Genomic DNA, 25,379 nt, shown 5'->3' with positions numbered 1-25,379 from the left:
GGTGCGCCGGTTAGAAGATCATCGGGCGGTCGTCGTCTTCGCCCTCGAGGGTCAGCTCCACGACCACGGGAACGTGGTCGCTCGGCGCATCACCCTTGCGCTCATTGCGGTGGATGCTCGCCGCGGTCACCAGATCCGCGAACGCGGGGGAGCCGAGGATGAAGTCGATCCGCATGCCCTCGTTGCGGGGGAACCTCAGCTGTTTGTAGTCCCAGAAGGTGTAACCCTCCGGAGCCAGCGGGCGCACCACATCGAAGATGCCCTCCGCCTCGAACGCGCGGAACGCGGCCCGCTCGGGCTCGGAGACGTGAGTGGATTTGCCGGGAACGAAGCTCGGGTCACCCATGTCACGCTCGAATGGGGCCACGTTCCAGTCGCCCATCAGTGCGAGGGCCAGGTGCGGGTCGCGAGCCAGTTCGTTTCGGGCGTGCGCGCGCAGGCGCTCCAGCCAGTCCAGCTTGTAGGCGAAGTGCGGGTCGTCGATGCTGCGTCCGTTCGGAACGTACAGGCTCCACAACCGCAGGTCCTCCACCGTGACGCCGAGCGCCCGGGCCTCGAGCGGGAGGCCGGGACCCTCCTGGCCCTTCAGAAAGCCGGGCATGCCGGGGAAGCCGGTGGCGACATCCGTCATCTCGAGGCGACTGGCGAACGCGACGCCGTTCCACTGGCTGAGGCCGTGGACGGCGAGCTCGTAGCCGGCGTCCTCGAACGCCTGCGCCGGGAACTGCGGAGGCTTACATTTGATCTCCTGCATCGCGAGCACGTCGATGTCTTCGCGCACCATCCAGTCGACGACCCGGCCGACTCGGGCACGGATGGAGTTGACGTTCCAGGTGGCGATGCGCATGCTTCCAGCCTATTTGACGGATGCCGCTCGGGCGTTTCTAAGTGGGGAGGGGAGTTCTCGGAGCCGGGAGTGACAGGATCGAACCACAACGAAAGGCAGGGCGGTAACCATGACGGATTTGCAGATCGGCTACGCGGCGATGCTGGAGCAGTTCGCGCCCGCGGAGGCGGTGGCCCTGTCGGCCTACGCAGAGGAACACGGGTTCACCGGGGTGATGGCGGCCGACCACTTCCAACCGTGGGTGCCCGCCCAGGGTGAGTCCTCGTTCGTCTGGAGCGTGCTCGCGGCGATCGGTGAGCGCACGAAGGGGGACCTCGGGCCCGGCGTCACCGCGCCCACCTTCCGGTGGCACCCGGCGATGGTGGCGCAGGCCTCCGCGACGCTCGCCTCGATGTACCCCGGCCGGCACTGGCTCGGCCTCGGCTCCGGCGAAGCTCTGAACGAGCACATCGTCGGCCAGTATTGGCCGGAAGCCCCCGAGCGCATCAATCGCATGTTCGAGGCCATTGAGATCATCTCCAAGCTGTTCACCGCCTCCATCGCAGGCAAGGACGTCAAGCACTCCGGCCAGTTCTACAAGCTCGAGTCGACCCGGCTCTGGACCATGCCCGAGGTGGCCCCGGAGATTCTCGTCGCCACCGCCGGCCCGGTCACGGCCAAGCGCGCCGGGCGTCACGCCGACGGCCTGATCACGGTCGGAGCCCCGCTGGAAAAGATCTCGATGCTGTTCGGCAAGTTCGACGACGGCGCCCGGGATGGCGGCAAGGACCCGGCCGCTATGCCCAAGGTGCTGCAGCTGCACATGAGCTGGGCCGAAACCGACGAGGAGGCCATGCGGAACGCCCTGGTCGAGTGGCCGAACGGCGGGATGAAGTTCCCGAAGGGGGATATCCGTTCACCGTTCGAATTCGAGCAGATCGCCAAACTCGTTCGGCCCGAGGACTTCGAGGGCCGCATGATCATCTCAGCCGACCCCGACGACCACCGGGCCTACATCCAGAAGTTCGTCGACCTCGGCTTCGACCGCATCTACCTGCACAACGTGGGCCGCAACCAGCGCCAGTGGATCGACGTTTTCGGCGCATCCGTGCTGCCGAAGCTCGTGCGCTAGTGGTGCCAGAACCAACCGGCCTGCACGTTTTCGTGCTGGGGGGCATCGGTGAGGTCGAGGCCGGCGCAGACCTCGCTGCGCTCATCGCCGACGCGGCAGGCAGCCGCCTGCGCGACGGCGACATTCTCGCGGTGACAAGCAAGATCGTGTCCAAGGCCGAGGGCCGCCAAGTGCGGGCGGCCGATCGGGAACAGGCGATCACCGACGAGACGGTGCGGGTCGTCGCGACCCGCGCCTTTCCCGGCGGGATGACGCGGATCGTCGAGAACCGCCAGGGCCTGGTGATGGCGGCGGCCGGCGTCGACGCGAGCAACACCCCCGACGGGTTCGTGCTGCTCCTTCCCGTCGATCCGGATGCCTCCGCGCGCGCCCTCTGCGCAGCCCTCCACGAACGCACCAGCCTGCGGCTCGGCGTGCTGATCACCGACACCGTCGGGCGCCCGTGGCGTGAGGGCCAGACCGACATCGTGATCGGAGCCGCCGGAGTCACGGTTCTCGACGACCTGCGCGGCACGACCGATGCGTCCGGCCGGCGCCTCGACGTGACCGTCGCCGCGGTCGCCGATGAGATCGCCGGCGCGGCCGATTTGGTGAAGGGCAAGACCAGCGGCAACCCGGTCGCGGTCGTGCGCGGGCTCGGTCGCCTCGTGGGCGAGCCCGACGACGCGGATGCGCGCGGAGCGACCCGGCTGCTGCGGCCGAGCGAGAACGACATGTTCCGGCTGGGGAGCGCCGAGGCGCACGCCGAGGGTTTCTCGGAGGGGTACACGGCGGGGCTGGCCGCTGCCGCCGTCGACGCGGCATCCGTCGTTTCCGTCACCGAATGAGCTGGGTGGCGATCGTGCCCGTCAAGGGCAACCCCGGGGCGAAGAGCCGGCTGGGCGAGCGGCCCGATCGGGCCGGGCTGGCGGATGCCTTCGCTCTCGACACGGTCGCGGCCCTGCTGGCGGCGCATGGTGTCGACCGGGTGCTGGTCGTCACGGGCGACGGTGAACTTTTGGGTCGGCTGGCCGAGCTCGGGGTCGACATCGTGCGCGAGGCCCCGGTGCGCGAATCGATCCTTCCCGCAGACCCGTTGAACGCGGCAATCCGGCAGGGACTGATGGTTGCCCGCGGGGCATTTCCGGAGGCGAACCTAGCCGTGCTGACCGGCGATCTGCCGGCGCTGACGCCCGCGGATGTCGAGCGCACTCTGCACCTCGCCGCCGCGCACGATCGCAGTTTGGTGCCCGACGCGGCCGGAACCGGCACCACGGCTCTGCTCGCGCTCGCCGGAGTCCCGATCGAGCCTCGGTTCGGGGTTGGGTCTCGGGCCGCCCATGAGGCCGCCGGCCATGTGCCGCTCGTGCTGGCGGCATCCGTTTCGATCCGTCACGACGTCGATACCGCCGCCGACCTTGCGGTGGCGCAGCGTCTCGGCGTCGGGCCGCACACCCTCCTGGTCGTCGAGGCCCCGGGGTCGGCCGCCGCGCGCTGATCGGCGCGTCGCTACAGTCGGAGATTTTTCGCGAAACGCCGGGTCACTTCAGGGCGCCGTGAGCGGCGTGTCGCAAAAATCTCCGAGGTTACGTGCACGCCCGTTGCGGCAGGGAGTCGAAACTGTTGCCGCCATAGATGGAGCTGCCGCGGCTGTGCTACTGCCGCTCAGACGACGGAGTGGGTGCCGCGAGCGAAGGCGAGCGCATCCGCCGCGAGCCGCATGGTTGTCGCGGCATCCCGCATCCAGAGCGGCACGGCGACCGAATGGATGCCGGCGGCCGCCAGCGCCGGCAGCGCGCCGGCATCCGTCTCGTCCACCAGCCACCCGTCGAGCACGCCGCCCGCGGCGCGGGAGCCGTAGTGCAGGCCCACGGCCTCGGCCGTAGTCTCGACGCCGATGGTGTGCAGGCAGGCGTCGGCCATGCCGCGCACGGCCGCGCCCGCGATGATCGGCGAGACGCCGACCACCGCGGCGGTGCTGGAACGCAGGGCGTCCCGGATGCCCGGTACGGCGAGGATCGTGCCGACCGAAACGACCGGGTTCGACGGCGGCAGGATCACCAGGTCGGCCGTCATGATGGCGTCGACGACGCCCGGCGCGGGGACTGCGGACTCGAGTCCGACCTGCACGAACTCGGTCGCCGGAACGCCGGCGCGGTAGCGCACCCACCACTCCTCGAAGTGGATCAGCTCGCCGGCCCGGTGCTCATCGGCATCCATAGCCAGTCGGGCATGTGTCTCGACGGGGATGTCGCTCATCGGCAGCAGGCGCGCCCCGGGCTGCCAGCGGCGGCAGAGGAACTCGGTGGCCTCGCTCAACGTGGAGCCGTTCCGGAGCAGGTCGCTGCGCACGATGTGGGTGGCCAGATCCAGGTCGCCGAGCGTGAACCAGGACCAGCCGCGCCCGTAGGCGGCGATCTCAGCGGAGGCGCGGCGGGACTCCTCGGGCCGCCCCCAACCCTGCTCCTCGTTGATGCCTCCGCCGAGGGTGTACATCACGGTGTCGAGGTCCGGGCAGATGCGCAGCCCGTCCAGCCACATGTCATCGCCCGTGTTCACGATCACCGTCACCGTCGCCTCCGGCTCGGTTTCCGCCAGGTGCTTCAGCAGCCCGCGGGTGAACCGGGCGCCGCCGATGCCGCCGGCCAGAACGGTGATGGTCGTCATCTGTGCGCTCTTCCGTGCTGGGTGACTTCGGGTTCACGGGGAGGCGGGAAGGCCGGAATCGTCGTGGATGGAGCGAACACGATCACCGGATGCCCGCCGCGCGGATGTGGGATCACGTCGCAGTCCACGCCGTAGACCTCCGCAATGGTCGCCGGCCGCAGCACCGCCTCGGGGGTGCCGGCCGCGACCAGTCGCCCGTGGTGCAGCAGCAGGATCTGGTCGCAGAACGCGGCGGCCAGATTCAGATCGTGCAGGGCCATGATCGCGGTCAGGCCCGTGCCGGCCGCGCCCGCGCAGAGCCCGCGCACCTGCCCGAGCAGCCCGATCTGGGCGCTCACATCGAGGTGGTTGTTCGGCTCGTCCAGCAGCAGCAGACTCGGCCGCTGCGCCAACGCCCGGGCGATCTGCGCGCGCTGCTGCTCGCCGCCGCTGAGCGTATGCCACGCCCGGTCGGCGAGGTCGCTGCCGCCGACCACGGCCAGCGATTCCTCGGCCACCCGGTGGTCGTCGTCGCCGCCGAAGCTGCCGAGCACCCGGCTGCGGTGCGGGATCCGGCCGAGGAGCACGACCTCGCGCACCGTGAGGTCGACGCTGGGCGTGGCGTTCTGTTCGAGCAGCGCCACCCGCCGGGCGGTCTCGCGCCGCGACAGACCGGACCCTCTGCCGGATCGCGCTCCGTCGAGTTCGACGCCGCCGGCATCCGGTGCCTCCAGCCCCGCGATCAGGCGCAACAGGGTGGACTTGCCGGCCCCGTTGGGTCCGAGCAGGCCGGTCACTGCGCCCGTGGGCACGACCGCCGACACATCGGTCAGAATCGGGGTGCCGTCGACCTGGAACGACACCCGGTCGAGGATCACGACCATGCGGCGGCCTTTCTGCTCTTGATCAGCACGATGAAGACGGGCACGCCGATCAGCGCGGTGATGATGCCCACGGGCAGCTCGCGGGGGTCGAACACCGTGCGGGCGACCGTGTCGGCCACGATCAGGAACAGGGCGCCGAGCACCACGGTCAGCGGCAGCAGGCGGCGGTGGCCGGGCCCGCTCAGGCCGCGCACCAGGTGCGGCAGGATCAGGCCGACGAAGCCGATGGCCCCGCTCACGGCCACCATGGCGCCGGTCAGTAGCGCCACCGCGCCGAGCAGTATCCACCGGGTGCCGTTGACGTTGATGCCGAGGGATGCCGCGGCGGTGTCCCCGAAGGTGAACGCGTCCAGGCGGGTGGCCGAGAGCACGATCCCGGCGCCGACCACCACGAGGGCAGTGCCCGAGATGACGACGCTCGACCACGAGCTGCCGGCCAGCGAGCCCAGCAGCCAGTTGAGGATCTCCCGGTAGGAGTCGCCCTTGGCTGCCCAGAAGATGATGAAGGACGTGCCGGCCGCACCCAGTTGAGCGATGGCCAGGCCCGAGAGCACCGCGCGCCCGGGCGTGATCGTGTTGGCGACCCGCGCGATGCTCAGCGTGGCGACGAGGGCTGCCAGCGCGCCGAGGAACGCCGCGGCCGGCAGCGCCACCGCGACGCCGAGAACGATCACACAGACCGCGCCGAGAGAAGCCCCGCTCGACAGCCCGAGCAGGTAGGGGTCCGCCAGCGGGTTGCGGGTCACCGACTGCATCACCGCGCCGCAGAGCGCGAGCCCCGCGCCGACAGCGGCCGCGGTCAGAACGCGCGGCAGGCGCAGCTGCCACACGATCGAGTCGGTCAGCGGGGCCACCCCGGCGGCGCCCGGCAGGCCGAGGTGCCCGGCGAGGCTCGCGGCGACATCCGTCAGGCTCACGTCGGCCGGACCGATGGTCACGGCCAGCCCCGCCGTGAGCACGAGGGCCAGGACCGACAGGGCGAGCCAGCCCAGGTAGCCCGCGCGCCCGGCCACGCGACGGCTCTGGGCCGCCGTGCGTTCCGGCTGCTGCAGCTCCACCCGATCCACCTGCCTCGCCTGTTCCGTCGTGTCTGTCCCGTTGGTGCTGTCCTGGCGTGTCCTGCGTCGTGCGTCGTGCTCTGGCGCCGGTCGCTAGCCGGCCGTCGTGGACCCGAGCGCGTCGAGCTGTTCGATGGTTGACGCGGCGGCTTCGACGTTGCGGATGCCGGCCTCGGTGGCCGCGAACGGCAGCACGATGTAGCGCTGGTTCTTCACGGCGTCGAGTTGCTGCGTGGCCGGGTTCGTCTCGAGGTTCGCGATCTTCGACTCCGCGGTGTTCCAGGTGGCGTCGACGAGCACGATCACGCTCGGGTTCGCCTCGATGACCGACTCCCAGCCCACCGAGGTCCAGGTGTCCTGCACGTCGGCGAACACGTTGGTCAGGCCCGCGGCCGCCATGATCATGTTGGGCGAGCCGATGCCGGCGCCCACGTAGGGAGTGTCGGTGCCGCTGGAATACCAGAGCGCGGTGGTGTCCGCGGCGGCGGGGTCAAGGGCCGCGAGGGTCTTCTGCTGATCGGCGACCAGGTCGGCCGCGGCCTCTTCGGCGCCGAAGATCGCGCCGGCCTCGGTGATCTCGGCGAACACGGAGTCGAAAGTGAGCGGGTCAGGCATGTAGCCCTCGCCCTTGCAGGCGGCGGGGGAAACGTAGCTGCCGATGCCGAGGTCGGTGAGGCTCTGGCGTTCGCCCACGCCCTCGGCCGAGAAGTTGGACTCCCAGCCGCCGTAGACGAAGTCGGGCGTGAGTCCGAGCACGGCCTCCTGGCCGGGCACGAAGTCGCTGACCACGAACAGGCCTGCGCCGGCCTTCTCGAGGGATGCCGGCAGCGGGCCGTCGAGGAACGCCGAGCCCACGATGCGATCGGAGAGGTCCAGTGCGAGCAGCAGCTCGGTCGTCGACGACTTGATCGTCACGATCCGTTCGGGCGCAGCCTCCACGGTCACGTCGGTGCCGCAGTTGTCGATCGTCATCGGGTAGCCTCCACCCGTGCCGGCGCTCGCGCCCGGCGCGGCACTGGGCGCGGCGACGGGACTCGCCGCAGCGCATCCGCTCGATAGCAGGGCAGCCGCCGCTACGACCACCAGCAGGGGACCACGCAACGAACGTAATTGGGACATGTTACCGATCCGGTTCAGGGCCGCGAGAGCTGGTGGATCGTCGGTATGAGCGCGCCATGGCGACGATTCACCCGCTCTGGCGAGCACAGGGAGAACTGCGGGGCAGGAAGGGTGCGACCGAGCACGTGTCGGCGACCTGCCGCCCAAGTCGGGGCCGGCTCAACCGGTCAGAGCCAACCGGCGGTCTTCGTTCAGCCTAGGCCAGAACTTCGGCGCGGCCCATCCCGGGCGAGCGGGGCGATGGGGGACGGATGTCCGGCGCGCCCGGGATACTCAGTGCGGCCAGTCGCCGGGCCGGTGAGAGTCAGTTTCGTCCTCTGCTTAGTTGAAGACCATTCCGCCGTCGACCAGAATCGACTGTCCGGTGATGTAGCCGGAGTCGGGGCCAGCCAGGAACGAAACGACCCCCGCGACCTCGGACGCTTCGGACAGGCGGGCGAGGGCGATGCCGTTCGTGAACTGATCCCAGCCCCACTCTTCCGACTGGCCCGCGTCGGCTGCCACCTTTTTCGCGAGCTCCTCCATGAGGGGCGTCTTCACGATGCCGGGGGCGAAGGTGTTGACCGTGATGCCGAATTGGGCCAGGTCCTTGGCGGCTGTCTGGGACAAGCCACGAATGGCGAACTTGGTGGCCGAGTACAACGCGATGCCGGGGTTCCCGACGTGACCGGCCTGGGACGCAGCACTGATGATCTTTCCACCGTGGCCGAGCTCTTTGAACGCCTTGGTGGCTGCCTGAATGCCCCACACCACGCCGTTGAAGTTGATGGAGAATATTTTTGCGATGCTTTCCTGGGTGATGTCATCGATTGGAGACGTGGGGGCGATGCCGGCGTTGTTGACGATGACGTCGAAGCCCCCGAGCTCCGTGACAGCCTGCTCGACCGCGGCGAACACGCTGTCTCGGTCGGAGACATCGACGTGCAGTGCGAGTGCTCCGCCCTCCTTGCCTCCCAGGGATTCGGCAACTGCGCCTGCGGTCGCACGGTTCAGGTCGGCGATGGCGACCTTGAAGCCGTCAGCGTGGAGTCGCTCAGCAATGGCCTGACCAATCCCCTGTCCACCACCGGTAACGAGTGCGACTTTTCCGTTTTCTGTGCGTGCCATGGTATTGATTCCAATCTCGATTATTCGCAACCTGCCGGCGAGTCGATGACGTCATGTCAAGGCAGGACAGGAGTTTTACTGATCCGATACGCACGGCGCCAGCAGCGCGGCGCGCACCGAGAATTTCCGGCGTCGTCGCGGCGGATGAGCGGCCCCGAGGGTGAACCTCTCGGGGTGAATCTGAGACATCCCCGTTTTTTGTGTCGATGTTGTCTAAGAACTCCAGCAGCAGACGAGGCATTACCCCCATTGTAGGCGCGATCGAGTGATATTCGGTCGGCCAGTGACCCCGTGCCCGACCGCGACGATAACGGTTTGCATGAACCCTTGCCACCGGCAGATTCGCTCGACAGGATGATATACGCGTTAGTCACACAGAAAAGCAGCACCAAATGTTTGCGTCGAAGACTAATAAGCCCGGACGCTGTCGTTCGGCTCAACGGTGTTCCGTCACTGGCGAATGTGGAGACAAGATGACTGTAGTTCGGGCCGCAATCACCCAGACCGAGTGGACGGGCGACCAGGAGTCGATGATCCAGAAGCACGAGGGATTCGTGCGCACCGCCGCCGAAGCGGGAGTGCAGGTGATCTGCTTCCAGGAGCTGTTCCACGGCCCCTACTTCGGCATTGTGCAGGACTCCACGTACTACGACTACGCGCAGAGCGTGCCGGGACCACTCGTGGAGCGGTTCCAGAAGCTCGCCGCCGAGCACACGATGGTGATCGTGCTCCCCGTCTACGAGGAGGAGCAGCCCGGCGTGCTCTACAACACGGCCGCCGTGATCGACGCCGACGGCACCTACCTCGGCAAGTACCGCAAGCACCACATCCCCCACCTGCCCCAGTTCTGGGAGAAGTTCTACTTCCGCCCCGGAAACGCCGACTACCCCGTCTTCGACACCATGGTCGGCAAGATCGGGGTCTACATCTGCTACGACCGGCACTTCCCGGAGGGCTGGCGCGTGCTCGGCCTGAACGGCGCCGAGATTGTCTTCAACCCCTCAGCCACCAAGCCCGGCCTCTCGAACCGGCTCTGGGAGCTCGAGCAGCCGGCCGCCGCCGTCGCCAACCAGTACTACATCGGCGCCAACAACCGCATCGGCACCGAGACCGAGGAGTTCGGCGCCGACGCCGTCACCTTCTACGGCAGCTCCTACTTCGTCGACCCGCGCGGCAACTACGTCGGCGAGGTGGCCTCCACCGACACCGAGGAGGTCGTCATCCGCGACCTCGACCTGGGCGTCATCCGAGAGGTGCGCAACTCGTGGCAGTTCTACCGGGACCGCCGTCCCGACTCCTACGGCCCGATCGCCCGGCCGTAGCCAGGGGCGCATCGTGACGACCCTGATCCAGAACGGCACCGTGGTCAGCGCGACCGGCCGGGTGCAGGCGGATGTCCTCATCGACGGCGAGATCATCGTCGCCGTGCTGGCACCTGGCTCGGCTCTCCTCGGGAATGACCTCGCCGCATCCGTCGACCGTGTGATCGACGCCACCGGCAAGTACGTGATCCCCGGCGGCGTCGACGCGCACACGCATATGCAGTTGCCGTTCGGCGGCACCGCGGCCAGCGACACCTTCGAGACCGGCACCCGGGCCGCGGCCTGGGGCGGCACCACCACCATCGTCGACTTCGCAGTGCAGAGCTACGGCCAGCGGGTCTTCGACGGTTTGGCGGCCTGGCACGAGAAGGCGGCCGGAAACTGCGCCATCGACTACGGGTTCCACCAGATCATCGGCGACCTCAACGAGGACTCGCTGCAGGCGATGGACGGGCTGCTGGACGAGGGCATCTCCAGCTTCAAACTGTTCATGGCCTATCCCGGCGTCTTCTACTCGGATGACGCGCAGGTGCTGCGCGCCATGCAGAAGTCCGCCGAGACCGGGCTGATGACCATGATGCACGCCGAGAACGGCCCGGCCATCGACGTGCTCGTCACGCAGCTGCTCGCAGAGGGCAAGACCGACCCCTACTACCACGGTGTCGCGCGCGCCTGGCAGCTGGAGGAGGAGGCCACGCACCGCGCGATCATGCTCGCGAACCTCACCGGGGCGCCGCTCTACGTGGTGCACGTGAGCGCCAAGCAGGCCGTGGAGCAGATCGCCGCCGCCCGGGACCACGGCCAGAACGTGTTCGGTGAGACCTGCCCGCAATACCTCTACCTGTCGCTCGAGGAGAATCTCGGGGCACCGGGGTTCGAGGGCGCGAAGTGGGTCTGCTCCACGCCACTGCGCTCGAAGGCCGAGGGCCACCAGGACCACCTGTGGCAGAGCCTGCGCACCAACGACATCCAGATGGTCTCCACCGACCACTGCCCGTTCTGCATGAAGGGGCAGAAAGAGCTGGGCCTCGGCGACTTCTCGAAGATCCCGAACGGCATCGGCTCGGTCGAGCACCGCCTGGACCTGCTCTACCAGGGCGTCGTCAACGGCCGCATCTCGCTCGAACGCTGGGTGGAGATCACCGCGACAACCCCGGCACGGATGTTCGGGCTGTACGGCAAAAAGGGGGTCATCCAGCCGGGCGCCGACGGCGACATCGTGATCTACGACCCGAACGGCCACACCTCGATCGGCCTGCCCGTCAACGGGAATGGCAAGACCCACCACATGAACATGGACCACTCCGCCTGGGAAGGCTACGAGATCGACGGTCACGTCGACACCGTTCTGTCCCGCGGCAAGGTCATCATCGACGACAGCTCCTATCTCGGCTCCAAGGGTGACGGCCGGTTCGTCAAGCGCGGCCTGAGCCAGTACCTGATCTAGACGGGACCCCAGATGGACTTCGGAGCAGTGTTGCAGACCAACCCCCCATCCGCCCGTACCGTGCAATTGGCCAAACTGGCCGAGGCGCACGGCTTCAGCCACGTCTGGACGTTCGACTCGCATCTGCTCTGGCAGGAGCCCTACGTCATCTACAGCCGCATCCTCGCGGAGACGGACAGGATCATCGTCGGACCCATGGTCACCAACCCGGGCACCCGCGACTGGACGGTCACGGCCTCCACCTACGCGACGCTGAACGAGATGTACGGCAACCGCACCATCTGCGGCATCGGCCGCGGGGATTCGGCGGTGCGGGTCATCAACGGAACTCCCACCACCCTGAAGACGCTGCGCGAGTCGGTGCACGTGATCCGGGAACTCGCGAACTCCCGGTCGGTCGAATACAACGGCGCGACCCTGCAGTTTCCGTGGAGCCGCGGCTCCACCCTTGACGTGTGGGTGGCGGCCTACGGGCCCCTCGCGCTCAAGCTCGCGGGCGAGGTCGGCGACGGTTTCATCCTGCAGATGGCCGACCTCGACGTGGCCGAGTGGATGATCAAGACCGTGCGGGAGGCCGCGGCGAAATCCGGCCGCGACCCGATGGCGGTCAAGTTCTGCGTGGCCGCGCCCATGTACATCGGCGACAATTGGGGCCACATGCGCAACCAGTGCCGCTGGTTCGGCGGCATGGTCGGCAATCACGTGGCCGACATCGTCGCCAAGTACGGCACCGAATCTCATGTGCCGAAGGCCCTCACCGACTACATCATTGGCCGGCAGGATTACGACTACAACGAGCACGGCCGTGCCGGAAACGCGCACGCCGAGTTCGTGCCCGACGAGATCGTCGACCGGTTCTGTCTGCTCGGCACCGCCAAGGACCACATCGAAAAGCTCGAGGCCCTGCGCGCCATCGGCGTCGACCAGTTCGCCGGCTACCTGCAGCACGACAACAAGGAAGAGACGATGCGCGTCTACGGGGAGACCGTGATCCCGGCGATGACCGAGCCCATCGTGGCAAAGAAATGACCCGATTCAGGTGAATGGTGCAGACTTCAAGCCGATCGAGGTCACACTGAAGGTGGGCGATCCACGGCCTCACCATCTCAACGCAGAGAGAAAGAACCCGATATCTGTGAATGACATCACTTCCCCAAGCGCCACGGCCAGCCGCAACGAGCTCGCCTACGACCTTGACCGGGCGCACGTCTTCCACTCCTGGTCGGCCCAGGGTGCCCTCAAGCCGCTGGTGATCGCCGGCGGGCAGGGCTCCCGGGTCTGGGATTATGACGGGCGCAGCTATCTGGACTTCTCCAGCCAGCTCGTCAACGTGAACATCGGCCACCAGCATCCGGCCGTCACTGCGGCCATCATCGAGCAGGCCGGTCGGCTCGCCACGGTGGCGCCCTCCACGGCGACCCTGACCCGCGGCGAGGCCGCCCAGCGCATCGTCGAACGGGCGCCGGAGGGCTTCAACAAGGTCTTCTTCACCAACGGCGGGGCGGATGCGATCGAGAACGCGATCCGCATGGCGCGCCTGCACACGGGCCGCGACAAGGTGCTCTCCACCTACCGCTCGTACCACGGCAACACGGGCGCGGCCATCGTCGCGACCGGCGACTGGCGCCGCATCCCGAATGAGTTCGCCCGCGGGCACGTGCACTTCTTCGGCCCCTACCTCTACCGCAGCGAGTTCTGGGCGACCAGCCCCGAGCAGGAGTCGGAGCGGGCCCTGCGCCACCTCGAGCACGTGATCCAGAGTGAGGGACCCGCGGGCATCGCGGCCGTGCTGCTGGAATCCATCCCCGGCACCGCCGGCGTGCTCGTGCCGCCGCCCGGCTACCTCGCCGGCGTGCGGGCCCTCTGCGACCGGTACGGCATCATGCTGATCCTCGACGAGGTGATGGCCGGCTTCGGCCGCACCGGCAACTGGTTCGCGTTCGACGGCTTCGACGTGGTGCCGGACCTGATCACTTTCGCGAAGGGCGTCAACTCCGGTTATGTGCCCACCGGCGGTGTGATCATCTCCGACCCCATCGCCCACGACTTCGACACCACGGTCTATCCCGGTGGCCTCACCTACAGCGGACATCCGCTGGCGATGGCGTCGATCGTGGCGGCCCTGGACGCCATGAAGAACGAGGGCATCGTGGAGAACGCCGCCCGGATCGGGCGCGACGTGCTCGCCCCCGGGCTCGCCGAGCTGCAGGCTAAGCACCCGATCATCGGAGAGGTGCGCGGGGTCGGCGTGTTCTGGGCGATGGAACTCGTCTCCGACCGGGAGACCCGCCAGCCGCTCAGCGGCGCCGTGATGGGCCGGATCAAATCGGAGCTGCTGGCCCGCAACCTGCTGCCGTTCCTGGCCGAGAACCGCATCCACGTGGTGCCGCCCTGCGTCGTCACCGACGCCGAGGTCGCCGAGGCGCTCACTATCTACGACGAGGTCCTCAGCCTCGACCGGCTTGTCTGACGCCCCGCGCACCCTCACCCCGACTCGATGAAGAGAATGAAGAGAGACGAACGCCCATGACCGAACTGCCCCTCATCACCCACTGGGTCGACGGGGCTCCCCTCCGGGGAGCCTCGACCCGCACCGCGCCCGTCTTCAACCCCGCCCTCGGCGCCGTCGCGAAGAACGTAATCCTGGCCAGTGCCACCGACGTCGACACCGCCGTCGCCTCCGCCCACGCTGCCTATCCGCTCTGGCGCGACACATCCCAAGCCAAGCGCCAGGGCGTGATGTTCAACTTCCGCGAACTGCTGAACGCGCGCAAAGGCGAGCTGGCCGACATCCTCACCGCCGAACACGGCAAGGTGACCTCGGATGCGCTCGGCGAGATCGCGCGCGGCCTCGAGGTCGTCGAGTTCGCGCTCGGCATGCCGCACCTGAGCAAGGGCGAGTACTCCGAGAACGTGTCCACGGGCGTCGACGTCTACACGCTGCGCCAGCCGCTCGGCGTGGTGGGCATCATCAGCCCGTTCAACTTCCCAGCCATGGTGCCCCTCTGGTTCTTTCCGATCGCCATCGCGGCCGGCAACACGGTCGTGCTCAAACCGAGCGAGAAAGACCCGTCCGCGTCGAACTGGATGGCTGCCCTGATGACCGAGGCCGGCCTGCCCGCCGGTGTGCTCAACGTCCTGCACGGCGACAAGGAAGCCGTCGACGCCCTGCTCGTGCACCCCGACGTGCAGGCGATCTCGTTCGTCGGCTCCACGCCGATCGCGCAGTACATCTACGAGACGGCCGCCCATCACGGCAAGCGCGTGCAGGCCCTCGGCGGCGCAAAGAACCACATGCTCGTGCTGCCAGACGCAGACCTGGACCTGGCCGCGGATGCCGCGGTCAACGCCGGCTTCGGCTCGGCCGGTGAGCGCTGCATGGCGATCAGCGTGGTGGTGGCCGTGGAACCGGTCGCTGACGACCTGGTCGCGAAGATCACCGCGCGGCTGAAGAGCCTCAAGGTGGGCGACGGCATGCGCGGATGCGACATGGGACCTCTGATCACGAAGGTACACCGCGACAAGGTGGCGTCCTACATCGACCTCGCCCAGACCGACGGAGCCGAGGTCGTCGTGGACGGCCGCGGTATCGAGGTGGACGGTGACGCGAGCGGATTCTGGCTCGGTCCGACCCTCTTCGACAAGGTCAGCACGGACTCGGACGTCTACCTTGACGAGATCTTCGGCCCGGTGCTCTCCATCGTGCGGGTCGCCAGCTACGCCGAGGGACTCGACCTGATCAACCGCAGCCGCTACGGCAACGGCACGGCCATCTTCACCAACGACGGCGGTGCGGCCAGGCGGTTCCAGAATGAGGTGCAGGTCGGTATGGTCGGCATCAACGTGCCGATCCCGGTGCCCGTGGCCTACCACTCGTTCGGCGGCTGGAAGGACTCCCTGTTCGGCGACGCCAAGGCCTACGGCCCGGCCGGGATCGCCTTCTACACCCGAGAGAAGGCCATCACGAGCCGGTGGCTGGACCCGAGCCACGGCGGTATCAACCTGGGCTTCCCACAGAACGCCTAGGGAATGAGGGCGTGCTTGGCCTGCACGCGGGCGGCCTCGGTGCGGAGCACCTCCAGAACGGTGCGCACGGCGAGGCGCTCGGCCCGATCGGGGCGCATCAGCGCCACGATTTGCCGTTCGGCGTCCACCCCGCGGAGCGGCTTGAGCACGAGGCGGCCCGGCTGGTCACCGCCCCAGGTGTACCGGGGCACCAGAGCGATGCCGAGGCCTGCCACGACGAACGCTTCGATCACCCGCAGGTCGGCGAACTGCTGGGCGACGGTGATCTGACTGCCTGCCTTCTGCTCGATCTGGTGCAGGATGCGCTCGAACGGGTAGCCGGTCGGCGCGCCGATCCAGGTCTCGCCGATCACGTCCGCCGGGGTGATCCACGACCGGGAGGCCAGCCGGTGGTCGGCCGGCAGCCCGACGTCGAGCGGCTCTGTCATCAGCGGGACCACCGTCAGTCCGCGCCCGCCCCATGGAAGCTGGCCGCGCAGGCTGTAGGCGAGCACGATGTCGTACTCCGCCGTGAGCGCGGGGAAGTCGCTCAGTTCCGGGTCCTTGTCGGTGCAGTTGACGATGAGTCCGGGCACGGCGGCGATGCTTCTCACCGCTCCCGGCAGCAGCATCTCGCCCGCGGTCGGAAAGGTGACCAGGCTCACCTCGCCCGTGGCGTCGTTGCGGAACTCGTCCCAGACCGCCCGGGCGCGGGCGAGGGCGACCGCGACATCCGTCGCGCTGCGGGCCAGAGCGCGGCCGGCATCCGTCAGAATGAGGCCGCGACCGCTGCGCTCGGTGAGCGGAAGGCCGGCCTCGCGTTCGAGCACTTTCAGCTGCTGCGAGACAGCGGATGGCGTGCGGTGCGTGGCGCGGGCAACCTCAGTGATGCTGTGGCGCTCGGCCAGTTCGCGGAGAAGTTCGAGTCGTTGGACATCCATGTAGTAACGCTACACACTCCGTGCAGAACTATGTGATTGTGCTGCAAAGTCAAAGATGATGAAATGAATACGTCGAACTCGAGCAATGGTGCCTCCGTCTCCCCGATACTCAACCCCATTTCCCGAAAGGTACGACCGTGTTTGTTCTTCTCGCCGTTCTCGTTCTCATCGTCATCTCCTCCGTCGTTGCCGTCGTCGTCGACGTGCACAAGGACGGATTCCGCCGCGTTCCCGAGCGCAAGCTCGTTCGTATCTTCTAGAGCAACGCCTGCTTCAGGTTCACCGACCGGCCGATGGCCTAAAGTTGGTCCTGTGACGGACACACGCCAGCAGCTCATCGCCCACATCTCGGCCGAGGCCGTTTTCCGCGGGGATTTCACCTTGACCAGCGGCAAGAAGGCGACGTATTACGTCGACCTGCGCAAGGTCAGCCTCGACCATCGCGTCGCCCCACTGATCGGCCAGGTCATGCTCGACCTGATCGCGCACATTCCGGATGTCAGCGCGGTCGGCGGCATGACCATGGGTGCCGACCCGGTGGCGGCGGCCATCCTGCACCAGGGCGTGGCACGCGGAGCCGCGTACGACGCCTTCGTCGTGCGCAAGGAGCCCAAGGACCACGGCCGGGGCAAGCAGGTCGAAGGACCCGATCTCGCCGGCAAGCGTGTCGTCGTGCTCGAAGACACGTCCACCACGGGCGGTTCGCCCCTGGCGGCGATCGATGCGCTCCTCAAGGTCGGTGCGATCATCGTCGCCGTCGCCGTCGTGGTCGACCGGAACACAGGGGCGCGCGAAGTGATCGAAGCCGCGGGCTACTCCTATTACGCCGCGATCGGCCTTGAGGACCTGGGGCTGAACTAGTGCCCACAAATGAGGTGCCCGGCGAGGACGGAATGAAGTGGCTGGCATCTCAGCTCGGTGACGGCGCGCGCCCGGCCCTGCCGGACGAATATTCGCCCCGCCAGTCGCCGCGGTGGCCGAGAACCTCCCGCATTGTTCCACCGGCACCCGCCGAGCCGACGACCCATACCGGCGTCTTCCTCTGGGGGCTCAAGCCGACCTCCCAGCCTGACCCTCGGCTCGCCAAGGGTGCCGCGGCTCGGGCCGCCGCTGCTGCGGCTGGCGCTCCTGGTCCCGCTCCGGCGCCTCCTGCCGCTCCTGTGCCTTCGTCGGGAGCGACGTCATCGGCTGGAGCGACGCCTTCGGCTGGAGCGACGCCTTCGGCTGCGGGGCCAGCGAATGTGACCGGATCCGTGCCGATCACGACCGCGGCCCTGTTCGTCCTGACGCCCGCAAACCCGGCGCGTGCTGCTTCTGCAGTCGATGGGGCTGCTTCCGGGGCTGCTTCGTCTGCTGAGTCGGCTGCCGTCGCGGCGGCTGCGGCCGCGTCCTCGTCTGCGGCCGCGTTTTCCGAGCTCCAGCCGGCCGCGTTCGCGCCCTCGGCCGCTGTCAGGTCGGCGGCTTCGTCCGCCGCGCTCACGGATGACTCGGCTTCGGAACTGACGCCGGCCGAAACACGCTCGGCATCAGCTTCGGGGCCCGCCCCGGGGGCGCCCGACGCGTCGGCACCGGCCCCTCTGGCACCCGTCGAGGCTCCCGCGCCTCTGCCGATGCTCGGCGGGAACGGGCCGGACGAGTCTGACCGGAGCGGCAGCATCCGTTCGGAGAAAGCCGATCTCGCACCGGCGCCGTGGTGGACCACCTTCACGCAGTCGCCGCTCGAGCTGACCGCTGAGGAGGTCGCGGCCGCCGATCTGCTGGCCGGGCGCACGCCGCCTGCTCCCGACCCCGAGCCGGCCGCGCTGCCGGCTCCGGTCTCCGCCCGCGGCCGTCTGCGCGCACGACTGGCCGCGTCACTGTCGACTCCGGTCCCTCTCGCGGGCCAGGCCCGCGACGCCGCCGGGATCGCTGGAGCCGGGGCCCGAGTTGCGGCGGGAGCCGCGGCCGTTGTTGCCGCCCCAGGTGCCCCGTTAGCCGCGGCAGCCATCCCGGCGCCGGAGGCAGCCTTCCCCGCACCGGATGCCCGTGCAGGTACACGGCTGGCCGAGACGGCGGCGCAGGCCTCGGCCGCGGCCCGCTCCGCGCCCACCGCCGCCCCGACTCCACCTTCACTGGCCGCAACGCCGGCCCACCTGTCCACCACGTCCGCGTCCGCGTCAGCCACGTCCGCGTCCGCCGCGCCCGCGTCCGCCGTCACTGCTTCCCCCGAACCTGCACCAGCCGGGGCTGGGGCCGGTATCCACGCCGGTGCGAGTGCTGCTGCTGCCACCACTCCGCGGCCCGCGTCGGGTACGACCAATATGTTCGGTGCGGCATCCCCGCGCCCCGCGTCGGGTACGAACTCCTCGTCGGGCGTGGCCACTCCGGTCGCAGCGAACGGCCGGCGTTCCGCAGTGGACGCGGCGCCGTCCGGCGCCGTTGCCGATGCCGCGCGGCTGGCCTCGGCCGGTCGCCCGCCCGGAGGCAGCCGCCCCGGCAGGCCCCGGCTTCTGATCTGGAGCGTCGGCGGCCTGGTGGTCGTGCTCGCGCTGGCGGCACTGTTCTTCCTCGGGCAGAGCCTGGTCGGCGGCGACGCTGCCCCCGTTGCGGTGGCCACGTCCAGCGCTACACCTGCCCCGAGCGCCACCCCGAGTGTGGCGCCATCGGCGCCGCCCGAGGCCACCGGCCCGCAGCCGGTCGGCGTGCACCAGTGGGACACCCTGTTCGGCGGCGAATGCCTGCAGCCGTACGTGACACCCTGGGAAGAGGAATTCACGGTCGCCGACTGTGCCACCCCGCATGCGGCTCAGCTCGTGTACCGCGGAGTGTTCGCCGGGGATGCCGCCACAGCCTTCCCTGGCGAGGCCGAGCTGGCCGGGCAGATCAACCTGCTCTGCAGCGCGACCGGCGTCATCGACCTGGCCGCGGCCTCGGCCTACGGCGACGTGCAGGTGCAGGGTAGTTACCCGATCACCGAGGAACAGTGGTCCGATGGCGGCCGCTCCTACTACTGCTTCGTGAGCCGGGCCTCCGGCGAGCCGATGAACGCGAGCATCGCGGGCCCCGGACCGGTACCCGCCGCATAAGCGTTCCGGAGCATCCGTCACCGACGTCTGCCGCCTGGCTGTCTGGCTGCCTGGCTGCCTTGTAGCGCAACGGAACCCCAGCCGTGCAACCGGGATCCGCCGTCGCCGCCCATGCCCGATGATCGAACGAATTCGACGGAGATTTTGCCGAAAATGGTCAGTTCTGGGTCGCAACCGGGGTGGTGGCGCAAAATCTCCGTCGAATTCGTCAGGGCCTGGCGGGAGGGAGAGCGGGAGCAGGAGCGGCGGGCGCGGCGGTAGAAGTGCTGAGGCGACGGGTGCGGCAGAGCGCGGCTGCGATGGGAGCGGCGGAACCTAGATCGCGTCGGACTCCACGGGCTCCTTGGAGACCAGCTCGTGCACGCCGGAGAGGATCTCGTCCGGGCGGAACGGGTAGCGGTGCACCTCAGCGTCGTCACTGATGCCGCTCATCACGAGAATGGTGTGCAGCCCGGCCTCGATCCCGGCGATGATGTCGGTGTCCATCCGATCACCGATCATGGCCGTGTTCTCCGAGTGCGCGCCGATCTTGTTCATCGCTGAGCGGAACATCATCGGGTTCGGCTTGCCCACCACATAGGGCTCCATGCCGGTGGCCTTGGTGATCAGGGCCGAGATTGCACCCGTGGCGGGCAGGGGGCCGTCCGCACTGGGGCCGGTCGCATCCGGGTTCGTCGAAATGAAGCGGGCACCGTTCAAGAGCAGACGGATGGCCTTGGTGATGGCCTCGAACGAGTAGTTGCGGGTTTCGCCGACCACCACGTAGTCCGGGTTCGTCTCGGTCATGATGAAACCCGCCTCGTGCAGGGCGGTCGTGAGTCCGACCTCGCCGATCACGAAGGCGGTGCCGCCGGGCGCCTGGGAGCGGAGGAAGTCGGCCGTCGCCAGCGCGGAGGTCCAGATGCGGTCTTCGGGCACGTTCAGGCCCGAGGCGCGCAGGCGGGCACTGAGGTCCCGGGGGGTGAAGATCGAGTTGTTCGTGAGCACCAGGAACGGCGTGCCGGCGTCGCTCCACTGCTGCAGCAGCTGCGCCGCGCCCGGCAACGGGCTGTTTTCATGCACGAGCACGCCATCCATATCGGTGAGCCAGCATTCGATGTCTTCGCGGCGTGTCATTGGGTGCTCCCTTGGTTCGGGGATAAGCCTAGCGGCGCGAGGTTTCCGGACGGTTACGAGGTGAGCCAGATCGATCGGGCCGCCGCAGACGACAGCCGACAGATGCCGCCGCCCGGCAGCCGCACCACGCCGGGTTCGAGAACGGTGAGCCGGGTTCCCGGACCGACCCGGTGCACGGCAAGGTCGCGCAGGATGTCCGGGTCGCGGTCGCTGATGCGCACGACCGCCCCGACGTGGCCGGGCGCGGCCTCAGCCAGCAGGATGGCGTCCGGCCGGGTCAGGCTGCCGTCCTCGGCCGGGATCGGGTCCCCGTGCGGGTCGGCCGACGGATGCCCGAGCCGATCGTCGATCGCCGCCAGCAGCCGGTCCGAGATCGAGTGCTCGAGCACCTCCGCCTCGTCGTGCACCTCGTGCCAGTCGTAGCCCATTTCCCGCACGAGCCAGGTCTCGATCAACCGGTGCCGGCGCACCACCGCGGTCGCCCGCAGGAAACCGGTCCGGCTCAGGGTGAGCGGCCCGTAGGGGACGTGCTCGATCAGGCCGCCGGCGGCGAGCTTCTTCACCATCTCGGTGACCGATGACGGCGCCACCCCCAGCCGCGCGGCCAGCACCGAAGGCGTGATCGGGTTCGGCTGCCATTCGGTGTGCGCGTAGATGGTCTTGAGGTAGTCCTCGGCCGCGGGTGTGGGGTGTTTCATCACGCCCCTGTGAACACGAGCACGAGCAGCACCACGTTCAGGGCCACCAGGAGCAGGGCGCAGACGGCGCCGGCGACTGTCGTGTACCAGCGGTTGACATGCTCGCCGAGCACCCCGCGCTGCATGGTGAGCCAGACCAGGGGGATCAGCGCGAACGGGATGCCGAACGACAGGACGACCTGGCTGAGCACCAGGGCCTCGGTCGGGTCGAAACCCACCCCCAGGATCAGCAGCGCGGGAATGAGGGTGACCACGCGACGCGCCAGCAGCGGCACGCGCACGTGCAACAGGCCGTGCATGATCTCCGCTCCCGCGTACGCTCCGACCGAGGTGGAGGCCAGCCCGGAGGCGAGCAGCCCGACCGCGAACACCGTCGCGATCACGGGCCCGAGGGTTGCCTCGAGGGCGGCGTGGGCGCCCTCGAGCGTGTCGGTCCCGGCGACGCCCTGCAGAGCGGATGCCGCGAGCAGCAGGATCGACAGGTTCACCGTGCCGGCGATGGCCATCGCGATGGTGACGTCCCATTTGGTGGCCCAGAGCAGGCGTCGCGTTGCTGCGCTGTCCGCCACGACGGGGAATCGGTCCCGGGTGAGCGCGGAGTGGGCGTAGATGGCGTGCGGCATGATCGTCGCGCCGAGGATGGACGCGGCCAGGAGCACCGAATTCGCGCCCTCGAACCGCGGCACGAGGCCGGCGACGACGCTGCCGGCATCCGGCGGAGCGAAGAACACCCCGGCCGCAAAGCCCACGGTGATGATGAGCAGCAGCGCCACGATGACGCGTTCGAAGGTGCGCGGGCCGCGCCGGGTCTGCACCGTGAGCACGATCATCGAGATGACCCCGGTGATCACGCCGCCGGCAAGCAGGGGGAGGCCGAAGAGCAGGTTCAGGGCGACCGCGCCGCCGATGATCTCGGCCAGGTCGGTGGCCATGGCCACCAGTTCCGCCTGCACCCAGTAGAGGCGGCGGGTGAGCGGGCGCCGAATACGTACCCCGAGAATTTCCGGCAGGCTCGTGCCGGTTACGATGCCGAGCTTGGCCGAGAGGTACTGGATCAGCCAGGCCATCACGTTGCCGGCCACGACCACCCAGACCAGCAGGTAGCCGTAGCGAGCACCGGCCGTCATATTGCTGGCGACGTTGCCGGGGTCGAGGTAGGCCACGCCCGCGACGAGGGCAGGGCCGAGCAACCAGAGCAGGTGAGAGGATGCCACGGTGGCGATCTCAGGGACCGGTCCCCTCGCATCCGTGCGCACGTTGTTTTTAGCCACACCGAAAGGATAGGGCAGATTTAGGCATGCCGAAAGATCAGTGCCTGCGTGGGCGGCCCGGCACACCAACGTTTCGGCGCGGTCATACGTTTTAGTAGCTAAGCAGAGGGAGGAAACGGGTTCACGGTCGGTGGGGCCGAGGCCTACGTGCGGCGGGCCATCTTCAGCGGCTACCTCGACGAGGGCCGGAAACGCACCCCTGTGGAGCCGGATCGCCCACCGGGCCGCGCTGTCCGCAGCGCTCGCCGGGCCGCTCGCCGCCGGAACCACCGACCAAGCCACCCACCCGATCCCGCCCCGACCGGCCCGCGCTCCCGCCGGGGGAGTACCAGATCTCGGCGGCGATCGACCCGTTCACGGATGCCGGCGCCGGCCGGTCTGACGCTGCGCTGACCCTGTGCCGAGACGCGGCCGCCTCTGAACTGGGCGGTTACTCCTCGCGCAGGTCCTCGGGAATCGTGGCGACGGGGACCGGGGCCTTGCCGCGGGTGCGCTTCTTCTCGCGGCCGGCCTTGTAGAGCTCGGACAGGATCGGCACGCCCGAGAGCAGCACGATGCCGATGATGAAGAATTCGGAGTACGTCGCCACGAACTCGATCTGGCCGAGCAGGTAGCCCATCAGGGTGCTTCCGACACCCCAGGCGAAGGCGCCGATCAGGTTGAAGAACACGAAGGTGCGGTAGTGCATCCGTCCCACACCGGCGGCGAGAGGCACGAAGGCGCGGAACACGGGCAGGAAGCGGGCGATGATGATGGCCTTGCCGCCGTGCTTGGCGAAGAACGCGTTGGTGCGTTCCACGTTCTTCGGGTTGAACAGGCGGTTCTGCTCGCGGGTGAAGACGGCGGGGCCGGACTTGCGGCCGATTAAATAGGCGACCTGGTCACCGGCGAACGCGGCGATGAAGATGACGAAGCAGGTCACCCAGATCGGGAAGGGCACATCCCCGGTGGCGGTGAGCAGGCCCACGGTGAAGAGCAGCGAGTCGCCGGGCAGGAACGACAAGACGATGAAAGCCGTCTCGACGAACACGATGGTGGCCACGCCGAGGAGCACGAACGAACCGAACCAGCCGATCAGCCACTCCGAGTCGAGAAAGTCGATACCGAAGAGCGTGGGATGCATGGTGATGGTTCCTTCCGGGCGGGGTGCGAGCCGGCGAAACGCGAACCCTGCACGTCAGAATACCCGACGGCATGCCCGGCATGCCCGGCACGCCCGGCGGTGCCCGGCGGGATACGGTGGATCGGTGCAAGAACCGCAGAACCCCACGCCCGAACTGTCCACCCACGGCGTCGGACCCTGGGCCGGAGAGTGGCCCGAGGAGTCGTTCTACGACCGCGAGCTGCTCGAGCGCGGCGACACGCGCAACGTGATCGACCGCTACCGCTACTGGAGTATGGCGGCGATCGTCGCCGACCTCGACGAGAAGCGGCATCCGTTTCACGTCGCCATCGAGAACTGGCAGCACGACATGAACATCGGCTCGATCGTGCGCAGCGCCAACGCGTTCGCCGCCGACACGGTGCACATCATCGGGCGCAAGCGGTGGAACAAGCGCGGGGCCATGGTCACCGACCGGTACCAGCACGTGCTGCACCACCCGGATGTCGCGTCCTTCGTCGAGTGGGCCGCCGCCGAGACCTTGCCGATCATCGCCATCGACAACGTGCCCGGCAGCGTGATCATCGAAACCTTCCGCTTCCCCGAGCGCTGCGTGCTCCTGTTCGGGCAGGAGGGTCCCGGCCTCTCTCCCGAAGCGATCGAGGCAGCGGATGCCGTCGTCGAGATCAGCCAGTTCGGCTCCACCCGCTCGCTCAACGCGTCGGCCGCCGCGGCTGTCACCATGCACAACTGGGTGTTGCAGCACCGGTTCTGAGCGGGCGTTTCACCACCCCGATCCCTCCACAATCAGGGCCTGATCGGGTTATCCACAGGGTGCGTGTAGGTGGGCGGATGCCGCGGGCAATGTCGGTGGGTGCCCGTAGTGTGTGTGTCATGAAGCCCTCATTTATTGAAGAGCAAGAGGCTCTCGGGGAGCATTTCGAGGCGATCGCGGAGGCCGAATTGGCCATCGCCGTGGCGTTCGCCCGGCGGGCGGAGTTGGTCGAGGCGGGCCGCCGCTTCGGGCAGGCCCGGGCGAACGCGGCGGCGCGGCTGCCGGGGTCCCGGTGGGACGCGGCCGAGGTCGCCGAGCGGGAGTTCGTCAGCGAACTGGCTTGCACGATCCGGGTGCCGCGCCGCACGGCTGAGAACCTGATCGCGGAGAGCCGCGCCTTGGCCGGCGAGCTCCCGGCCACCCGGGCCGCGCTCGAGGCCGGCGAGATCAGTTACCAGCACGCGAAGGTGGTGATCAATCAGGCCTGGTCGGTTCCCGACGAGGCCAAGGCGGCGTTCGAGGCGGAGGTTCTGCGGTCGGCGGGCACGGTGACGGCGTCGAAGCTGAAGTATCGGGCCCGGCTGCTCCGGGAGCGCCTGCATCCGGAGACGATCCGGGCCCGGCACCAGAAGTCCGTGCGCGACCGGGCCGTGTTCTTCGAGCCCGAGCCTGATGGTATGGCGTCGCTGACCCTGTACGACAGTGCGGAGAAGGTGGCCGGTGCCTACGAGCGGGTGATGCTCGCAGCGTTGAGTCTGCAGGGGCCGGAGGAGGTGCGCACCCTGATGCAGCTCAAGGCGGACGTGTTCGCCGACATCATCCTCGATGGGGTCACCCCGTCCGGCCTCGGCAAGGGCATCCGGGGTGCGGTCAATGTGACCGTGCC

At 68.6% G+C, this 25,379-nt stretch carries 24 protein-coding genes; 13 read left to right on the top strand and 11 right to left on the bottom strand.

Features of this window, described 5'->3' with window-relative positions; translation table 11 throughout:
- Window positions 1-10: 10 nt before the first annotated feature.
- Complete coding sequence (locus E3T34_RS12495; protein ID WP_134343170.1) at window positions 11-847, bottom strand: exodeoxyribonuclease III; 837 nt, start codon at window positions 845-847, stop codon at window positions 11-13.
- Between the two features lie 109 nt (window positions 848-956).
- Between E3T34_RS12495 and E3T34_RS12490 the strand changes: the two genes are divergently transcribed.
- From E3T34_RS12490 to cofC, 3 genes are read left to right on the top strand one after another with little or no spacing between them, the layout of a single operon-like run.
- Window positions 957-1,958, top strand: coding sequence for a TIGR03557 family F420-dependent LLM class oxidoreductase (locus E3T34_RS12490; protein ID WP_104194343.1), 1,002 nt, complete (start codon window positions 957-959; stop codon window positions 1,956-1,958).
- Between the two features lie 2 nt (window positions 1,959-1,960).
- A complete protein-coding gene (gene cofE, locus E3T34_RS12485) occupies window positions 1,961-2,785 on the top strand; it encodes a coenzyme F420-0:L-glutamate ligase (protein WP_198411439.1) in 825 nt (274 codons plus the stop codon).
- Window positions 2,782-3,435, top strand: coding sequence for a 2-phospho-L-lactate guanylyltransferase (gene cofC, locus E3T34_RS12480; protein WP_134343169.1), 654 nt, complete (start codon window positions 2,782-2,784; stop codon window positions 3,433-3,435). The genes cofE and cofC overlap by 4 nt, the downstream gene beginning before the upstream one ends.
- Window positions 3,436-3,602: 167 nt before the next feature.
- Here the strand turns inward: cofC and cofD are convergent, their stop codons facing one another.
- The 5 genes from cofD to E3T34_RS12455 all read right to left on the bottom strand — a co-directional run bounded on the left by cofD (window position 3,603) and on the right by E3T34_RS12455 (window position 8,751).
- Complete coding sequence (gene cofD / locus E3T34_RS12475) at window positions 3,603-4,604, bottom strand: 2-phospho-L-lactate transferase (RefSeq protein WP_104100087.1); 1,002 nt, start codon at window positions 4,602-4,604, stop codon at window positions 3,603-3,605.
- Window positions 4,601-5,467 (bottom strand): ABC transporter ATP-binding protein, encoded by an 867-nt coding sequence (locus E3T34_RS12470; RefSeq protein WP_134343168.1) that lies wholly within the window; start codon window positions 5,465-5,467, stop codon window positions 4,601-4,603. The genes cofD and E3T34_RS12470 overlap by 4 nt, the downstream gene beginning before the upstream one ends.
- Complete coding sequence (locus E3T34_RS12465) at window positions 5,458-6,480, bottom strand: putative F420-0 ABC transporter permease subunit (RefSeq protein WP_241977409.1); 1,023 nt, start codon at window positions 6,478-6,480, stop codon at window positions 5,458-5,460. Before E3T34_RS12465 ends, E3T34_RS12470 begins: the two co-directional genes overlap by 10 nt.
- Before the next feature lie 138 nt (window positions 6,481-6,618).
- On the bottom strand, window positions 6,619-7,644 hold the full coding sequence (locus E3T34_RS12460) for a putative F420-0 ABC transporter substrate-binding protein (RefSeq protein ID WP_134343167.1): 1,026 nt from the start codon (window positions 7,642-7,644) through the stop codon (window positions 6,619-6,621).
- A gap of 321 nt (window positions 7,645-7,965) precedes the next feature.
- Window positions 7,966-8,751: a (S)-acetoin forming diacetyl reductase gene (locus E3T34_RS12455; RefSeq protein WP_104100090.1), complete on the bottom strand. Its 786-nt coding sequence runs from the start codon at window positions 8,749-8,751 to the stop codon at window positions 7,966-7,968.
- Between the two features lie 473 nt (window positions 8,752-9,224).
- Between E3T34_RS12455 and E3T34_RS12450 the strand changes: the two genes are divergently transcribed.
- The 5 genes from E3T34_RS12450 to E3T34_RS12430 all read left to right on the top strand — a co-directional run bounded on the left by E3T34_RS12450 (window position 9,225) and on the right by E3T34_RS12430 (window position 15,546).
- Window positions 9,225-10,073 carry a nitrilase-related carbon-nitrogen hydrolase gene (locus E3T34_RS12450; protein ID WP_134343166.1) on the top strand — a complete coding sequence of 283 codons (849 nt, stop codon included), beginning with the start codon at window positions 9,225-9,227 and terminating at the stop codon, window positions 10,071-10,073.
- A 10-nt stretch (window positions 10,074-10,083) separates the two neighbouring features.
- A complete protein-coding gene (gene hydA / locus E3T34_RS12445; protein WP_104100111.1) occupies window positions 10,084-11,520 on the top strand; it encodes a dihydropyrimidinase in 1,437 nt (478 codons plus the stop codon).
- Window positions 11,521-11,532: 12 nt separating this feature from the next.
- Window positions 11,533-12,549, top strand: coding sequence for a TIGR03842 family LLM class F420-dependent oxidoreductase (locus tag E3T34_RS12440; protein WP_104170668.1), 1,017 nt, complete (start codon window positions 11,533-11,535; stop codon window positions 12,547-12,549).
- Window positions 12,550-12,655: 106 nt separating this feature from the next.
- Entirely contained in the window at window positions 12,656-13,990 is a 1,335-nt protein-coding gene (locus E3T34_RS12435; RefSeq protein WP_233194020.1) for an aspartate aminotransferase family protein, read from the top strand.
- Window positions 13,991-14,046: 56 nt separating this feature from the next.
- Window positions 14,047-15,546 (top strand): CoA-acylating methylmalonate-semialdehyde dehydrogenase, encoded by a 1,500-nt coding sequence (locus E3T34_RS12430; RefSeq protein ID WP_134343165.1) that lies wholly within the window; start codon window positions 14,047-14,049, stop codon window positions 15,544-15,546.
- Here E3T34_RS12430 and E3T34_RS12425 read toward each other — a convergent pair.
- Window positions 15,543-16,466: a LysR family transcriptional regulator gene (locus E3T34_RS12425; RefSeq protein WP_104100094.1), complete on the bottom strand. Its 924-nt coding sequence runs from the start codon at window positions 16,464-16,466 to the stop codon at window positions 15,543-15,545. The two genes, E3T34_RS12430 and E3T34_RS12425, sit on opposite strands and share 4 nt — an antisense overlap.
- Window positions 16,467-16,603: 137 nt before the next feature.
- Between E3T34_RS12425 and E3T34_RS16775 the strand changes: the two genes are divergently transcribed.
- The 3 genes from E3T34_RS16775 to E3T34_RS15885 all read left to right on the top strand — a co-directional run bounded on the left by E3T34_RS16775 (window position 16,604) and on the right by E3T34_RS15885 (window position 19,531).
- On the top strand, window positions 16,604-16,726 hold the full coding sequence (locus E3T34_RS16775; protein WP_255408580.1) for a hypothetical protein: 123 nt from the start codon (window positions 16,604-16,606) through the stop codon (window positions 16,724-16,726).
- Window positions 16,727-16,778: 52 nt separating this feature from the next.
- Window positions 16,779-17,327, top strand: a complete 549-nt coding sequence (gene pyrE, locus E3T34_RS12420) for an orotate phosphoribosyltransferase (protein ID WP_134343164.1) — start codon at window positions 16,779-16,781, stop codon at window positions 17,325-17,327.
- Window positions 17,328-18,076: 749 nt separating this feature from the next.
- Window positions 18,077-19,531, top strand: a complete 1,455-nt coding sequence (locus tag E3T34_RS15885) for a hypothetical protein (RefSeq protein WP_166784820.1) — start codon at window positions 18,077-18,079, stop codon at window positions 19,529-19,531.
- A gap of 315 nt (window positions 19,532-19,846) precedes the next feature.
- Here E3T34_RS15885 and E3T34_RS12405 read toward each other — a convergent pair whose 3' ends face one another.
- The 4 genes from E3T34_RS12405 to E3T34_RS12390 all read right to left on the bottom strand — a co-directional run bounded on the left by E3T34_RS12405 (window position 19,847) and on the right by E3T34_RS12390 (window position 23,739).
- On the bottom strand, window positions 19,847-20,647 hold the full coding sequence (locus E3T34_RS12405; RefSeq protein ID WP_104100098.1) for an HAD-IIA family hydrolase: 801 nt from the start codon (window positions 20,645-20,647) through the stop codon (window positions 19,847-19,849).
- A gap of 53 nt (window positions 20,648-20,700) precedes the next feature.
- Window positions 20,701-21,345: a metal-dependent transcriptional regulator gene (locus tag E3T34_RS12400; RefSeq protein WP_134343161.1), complete on the bottom strand. Its 645-nt coding sequence runs from the start codon at window positions 21,343-21,345 to the stop codon at window positions 20,701-20,703.
- A complete protein-coding gene (locus E3T34_RS12395; protein WP_134343202.1) occupies window positions 21,345-22,568 on the bottom strand; it encodes an Nramp family divalent metal transporter in 1,224 nt (407 codons plus the stop codon). The genes E3T34_RS12400 and E3T34_RS12395 overlap by 1 nt, the downstream gene beginning before the upstream one ends.
- Before the next feature lie 478 nt (window positions 22,569-23,046).
- On the bottom strand, window positions 23,047-23,739 hold the full coding sequence (locus E3T34_RS12390) for a DedA family protein (protein WP_104100099.1): 693 nt from the start codon (window positions 23,737-23,739) through the stop codon (window positions 23,047-23,049).
- A 124-nt stretch (window positions 23,740-23,863) separates the two neighbouring features.
- Here E3T34_RS12390 and E3T34_RS12385 point away from each other — a divergent pair, with 124 nt between their 5' ends.
- Both E3T34_RS12385 and E3T34_RS12380 read left to right on the top strand, forming a co-directional pair.
- Window positions 23,864-24,493: an RNA methyltransferase gene (locus tag E3T34_RS12385; RefSeq protein WP_104100100.1), complete on the top strand. Its 630-nt coding sequence runs from the start codon at window positions 23,864-23,866 to the stop codon at window positions 24,491-24,493.
- Between the two features lie 119 nt (window positions 24,494-24,612).
- Window positions 24,613-25,379: DUF222 domain-containing protein (locus E3T34_RS12380; RefSeq protein WP_166785898.1), on the top strand; the 767-nt coding region annotated here is incomplete at its 3' end.

Origin of the sequence: Cryobacterium sp. TMT1-62 (genome assembly GCF_004403145.1) — a bacterium.
GTDB classification, from domain to species: Bacteria; Actinomycetota; Actinomycetes; order Actinomycetales; family Microbacteriaceae; genus Cryobacterium; species Cryobacterium sandaracinum.
Note: the sequence above shows the minus strand (reverse complement) of the source record. Positions and strands in the feature narration are given on the sequence as shown.

Coding starts and splice junctions, on each gene's coding strand:
- E3T34_RS12495 (WP_134343170.1), bottom strand. CDS start 847: ATGCGCATCGCCACCTGGAACGTCAACTCCATCCGTGCCCGAGTCGGC.
- E3T34_RS12490 (WP_104194343.1), top strand. CDS start 957: ATGACGGATTTGCAGATCGGCTACGCGGCGATGCTGGAGCAGTTCGCG.
- cofC (WP_134343169.1), top strand. CDS start 2,782: ATGAGCTGGGTGGCGATCGTGCCCGTCAAGGGCAACCCCGGGGCGAAG.
- cofD (WP_104100087.1), bottom strand. CDS start 4,604: ATGACGACCATCACCGTTCTGGCCGGCGGCATCGGCGGCGCCCGGTTC.
- E3T34_RS12470 (WP_134343168.1), bottom strand. CDS start 5,467: ATGGTCGTGATCCTCGACCGGGTGTCGTTCCAGGTCGACGGCACCCCG.
- E3T34_RS12460 (WP_134343167.1), bottom strand. CDS start 7,644: ATGTCCCAATTACGTTCGTTGCGTGGTCCCCTGCTGGTGGTCGTAGCG.
- E3T34_RS12455 (WP_104100090.1), bottom strand. CDS start 8,751: ATGGCACGCACAGAAAACGGAAAAGTCGCACTCGTTACCGGTGGTGGA.
- E3T34_RS12450 (WP_134343166.1), top strand. CDS start 9,225: ATGACTGTAGTTCGGGCCGCAATCACCCAGACCGAGTGGACGGGCGAC.
- E3T34_RS12440 (WP_104170668.1), top strand. CDS start 11,533: ATGGACTTCGGAGCAGTGTTGCAGACCAACCCCCCATCCGCCCGTACC.
- E3T34_RS12430 (WP_134343165.1), top strand. CDS start 14,047: ATGACCGAACTGCCCCTCATCACCCACTGGGTCGACGGGGCTCCCCTC.
- E3T34_RS12425 (WP_104100094.1), bottom strand. CDS start 16,466: ATGGATGTCCAACGACTCGAACTTCTCCGCGAACTGGCCGAGCGCCAC.
- E3T34_RS15885 (WP_166784820.1), top strand. CDS start 18,077: ATGCTCGGCGGGAACGGGCCGGACGAGTCTGACCGGAGCGGCAGCATC.
- E3T34_RS12405 (WP_104100098.1), bottom strand. CDS start 20,647: ATGACACGCCGCGAAGACATCGAATGCTGGCTCACCGATATGGATGGC.
- E3T34_RS12400 (WP_134343161.1), bottom strand. CDS start 21,345: ATGAAACACCCCACACCCGCGGCCGAGGACTACCTCAAGACCATCTAC.
- E3T34_RS12390 (WP_104100099.1), bottom strand. CDS start 23,739: ATGCATCCCACGCTCTTCGGTATCGACTTTCTCGACTCGGAGTGGCTG.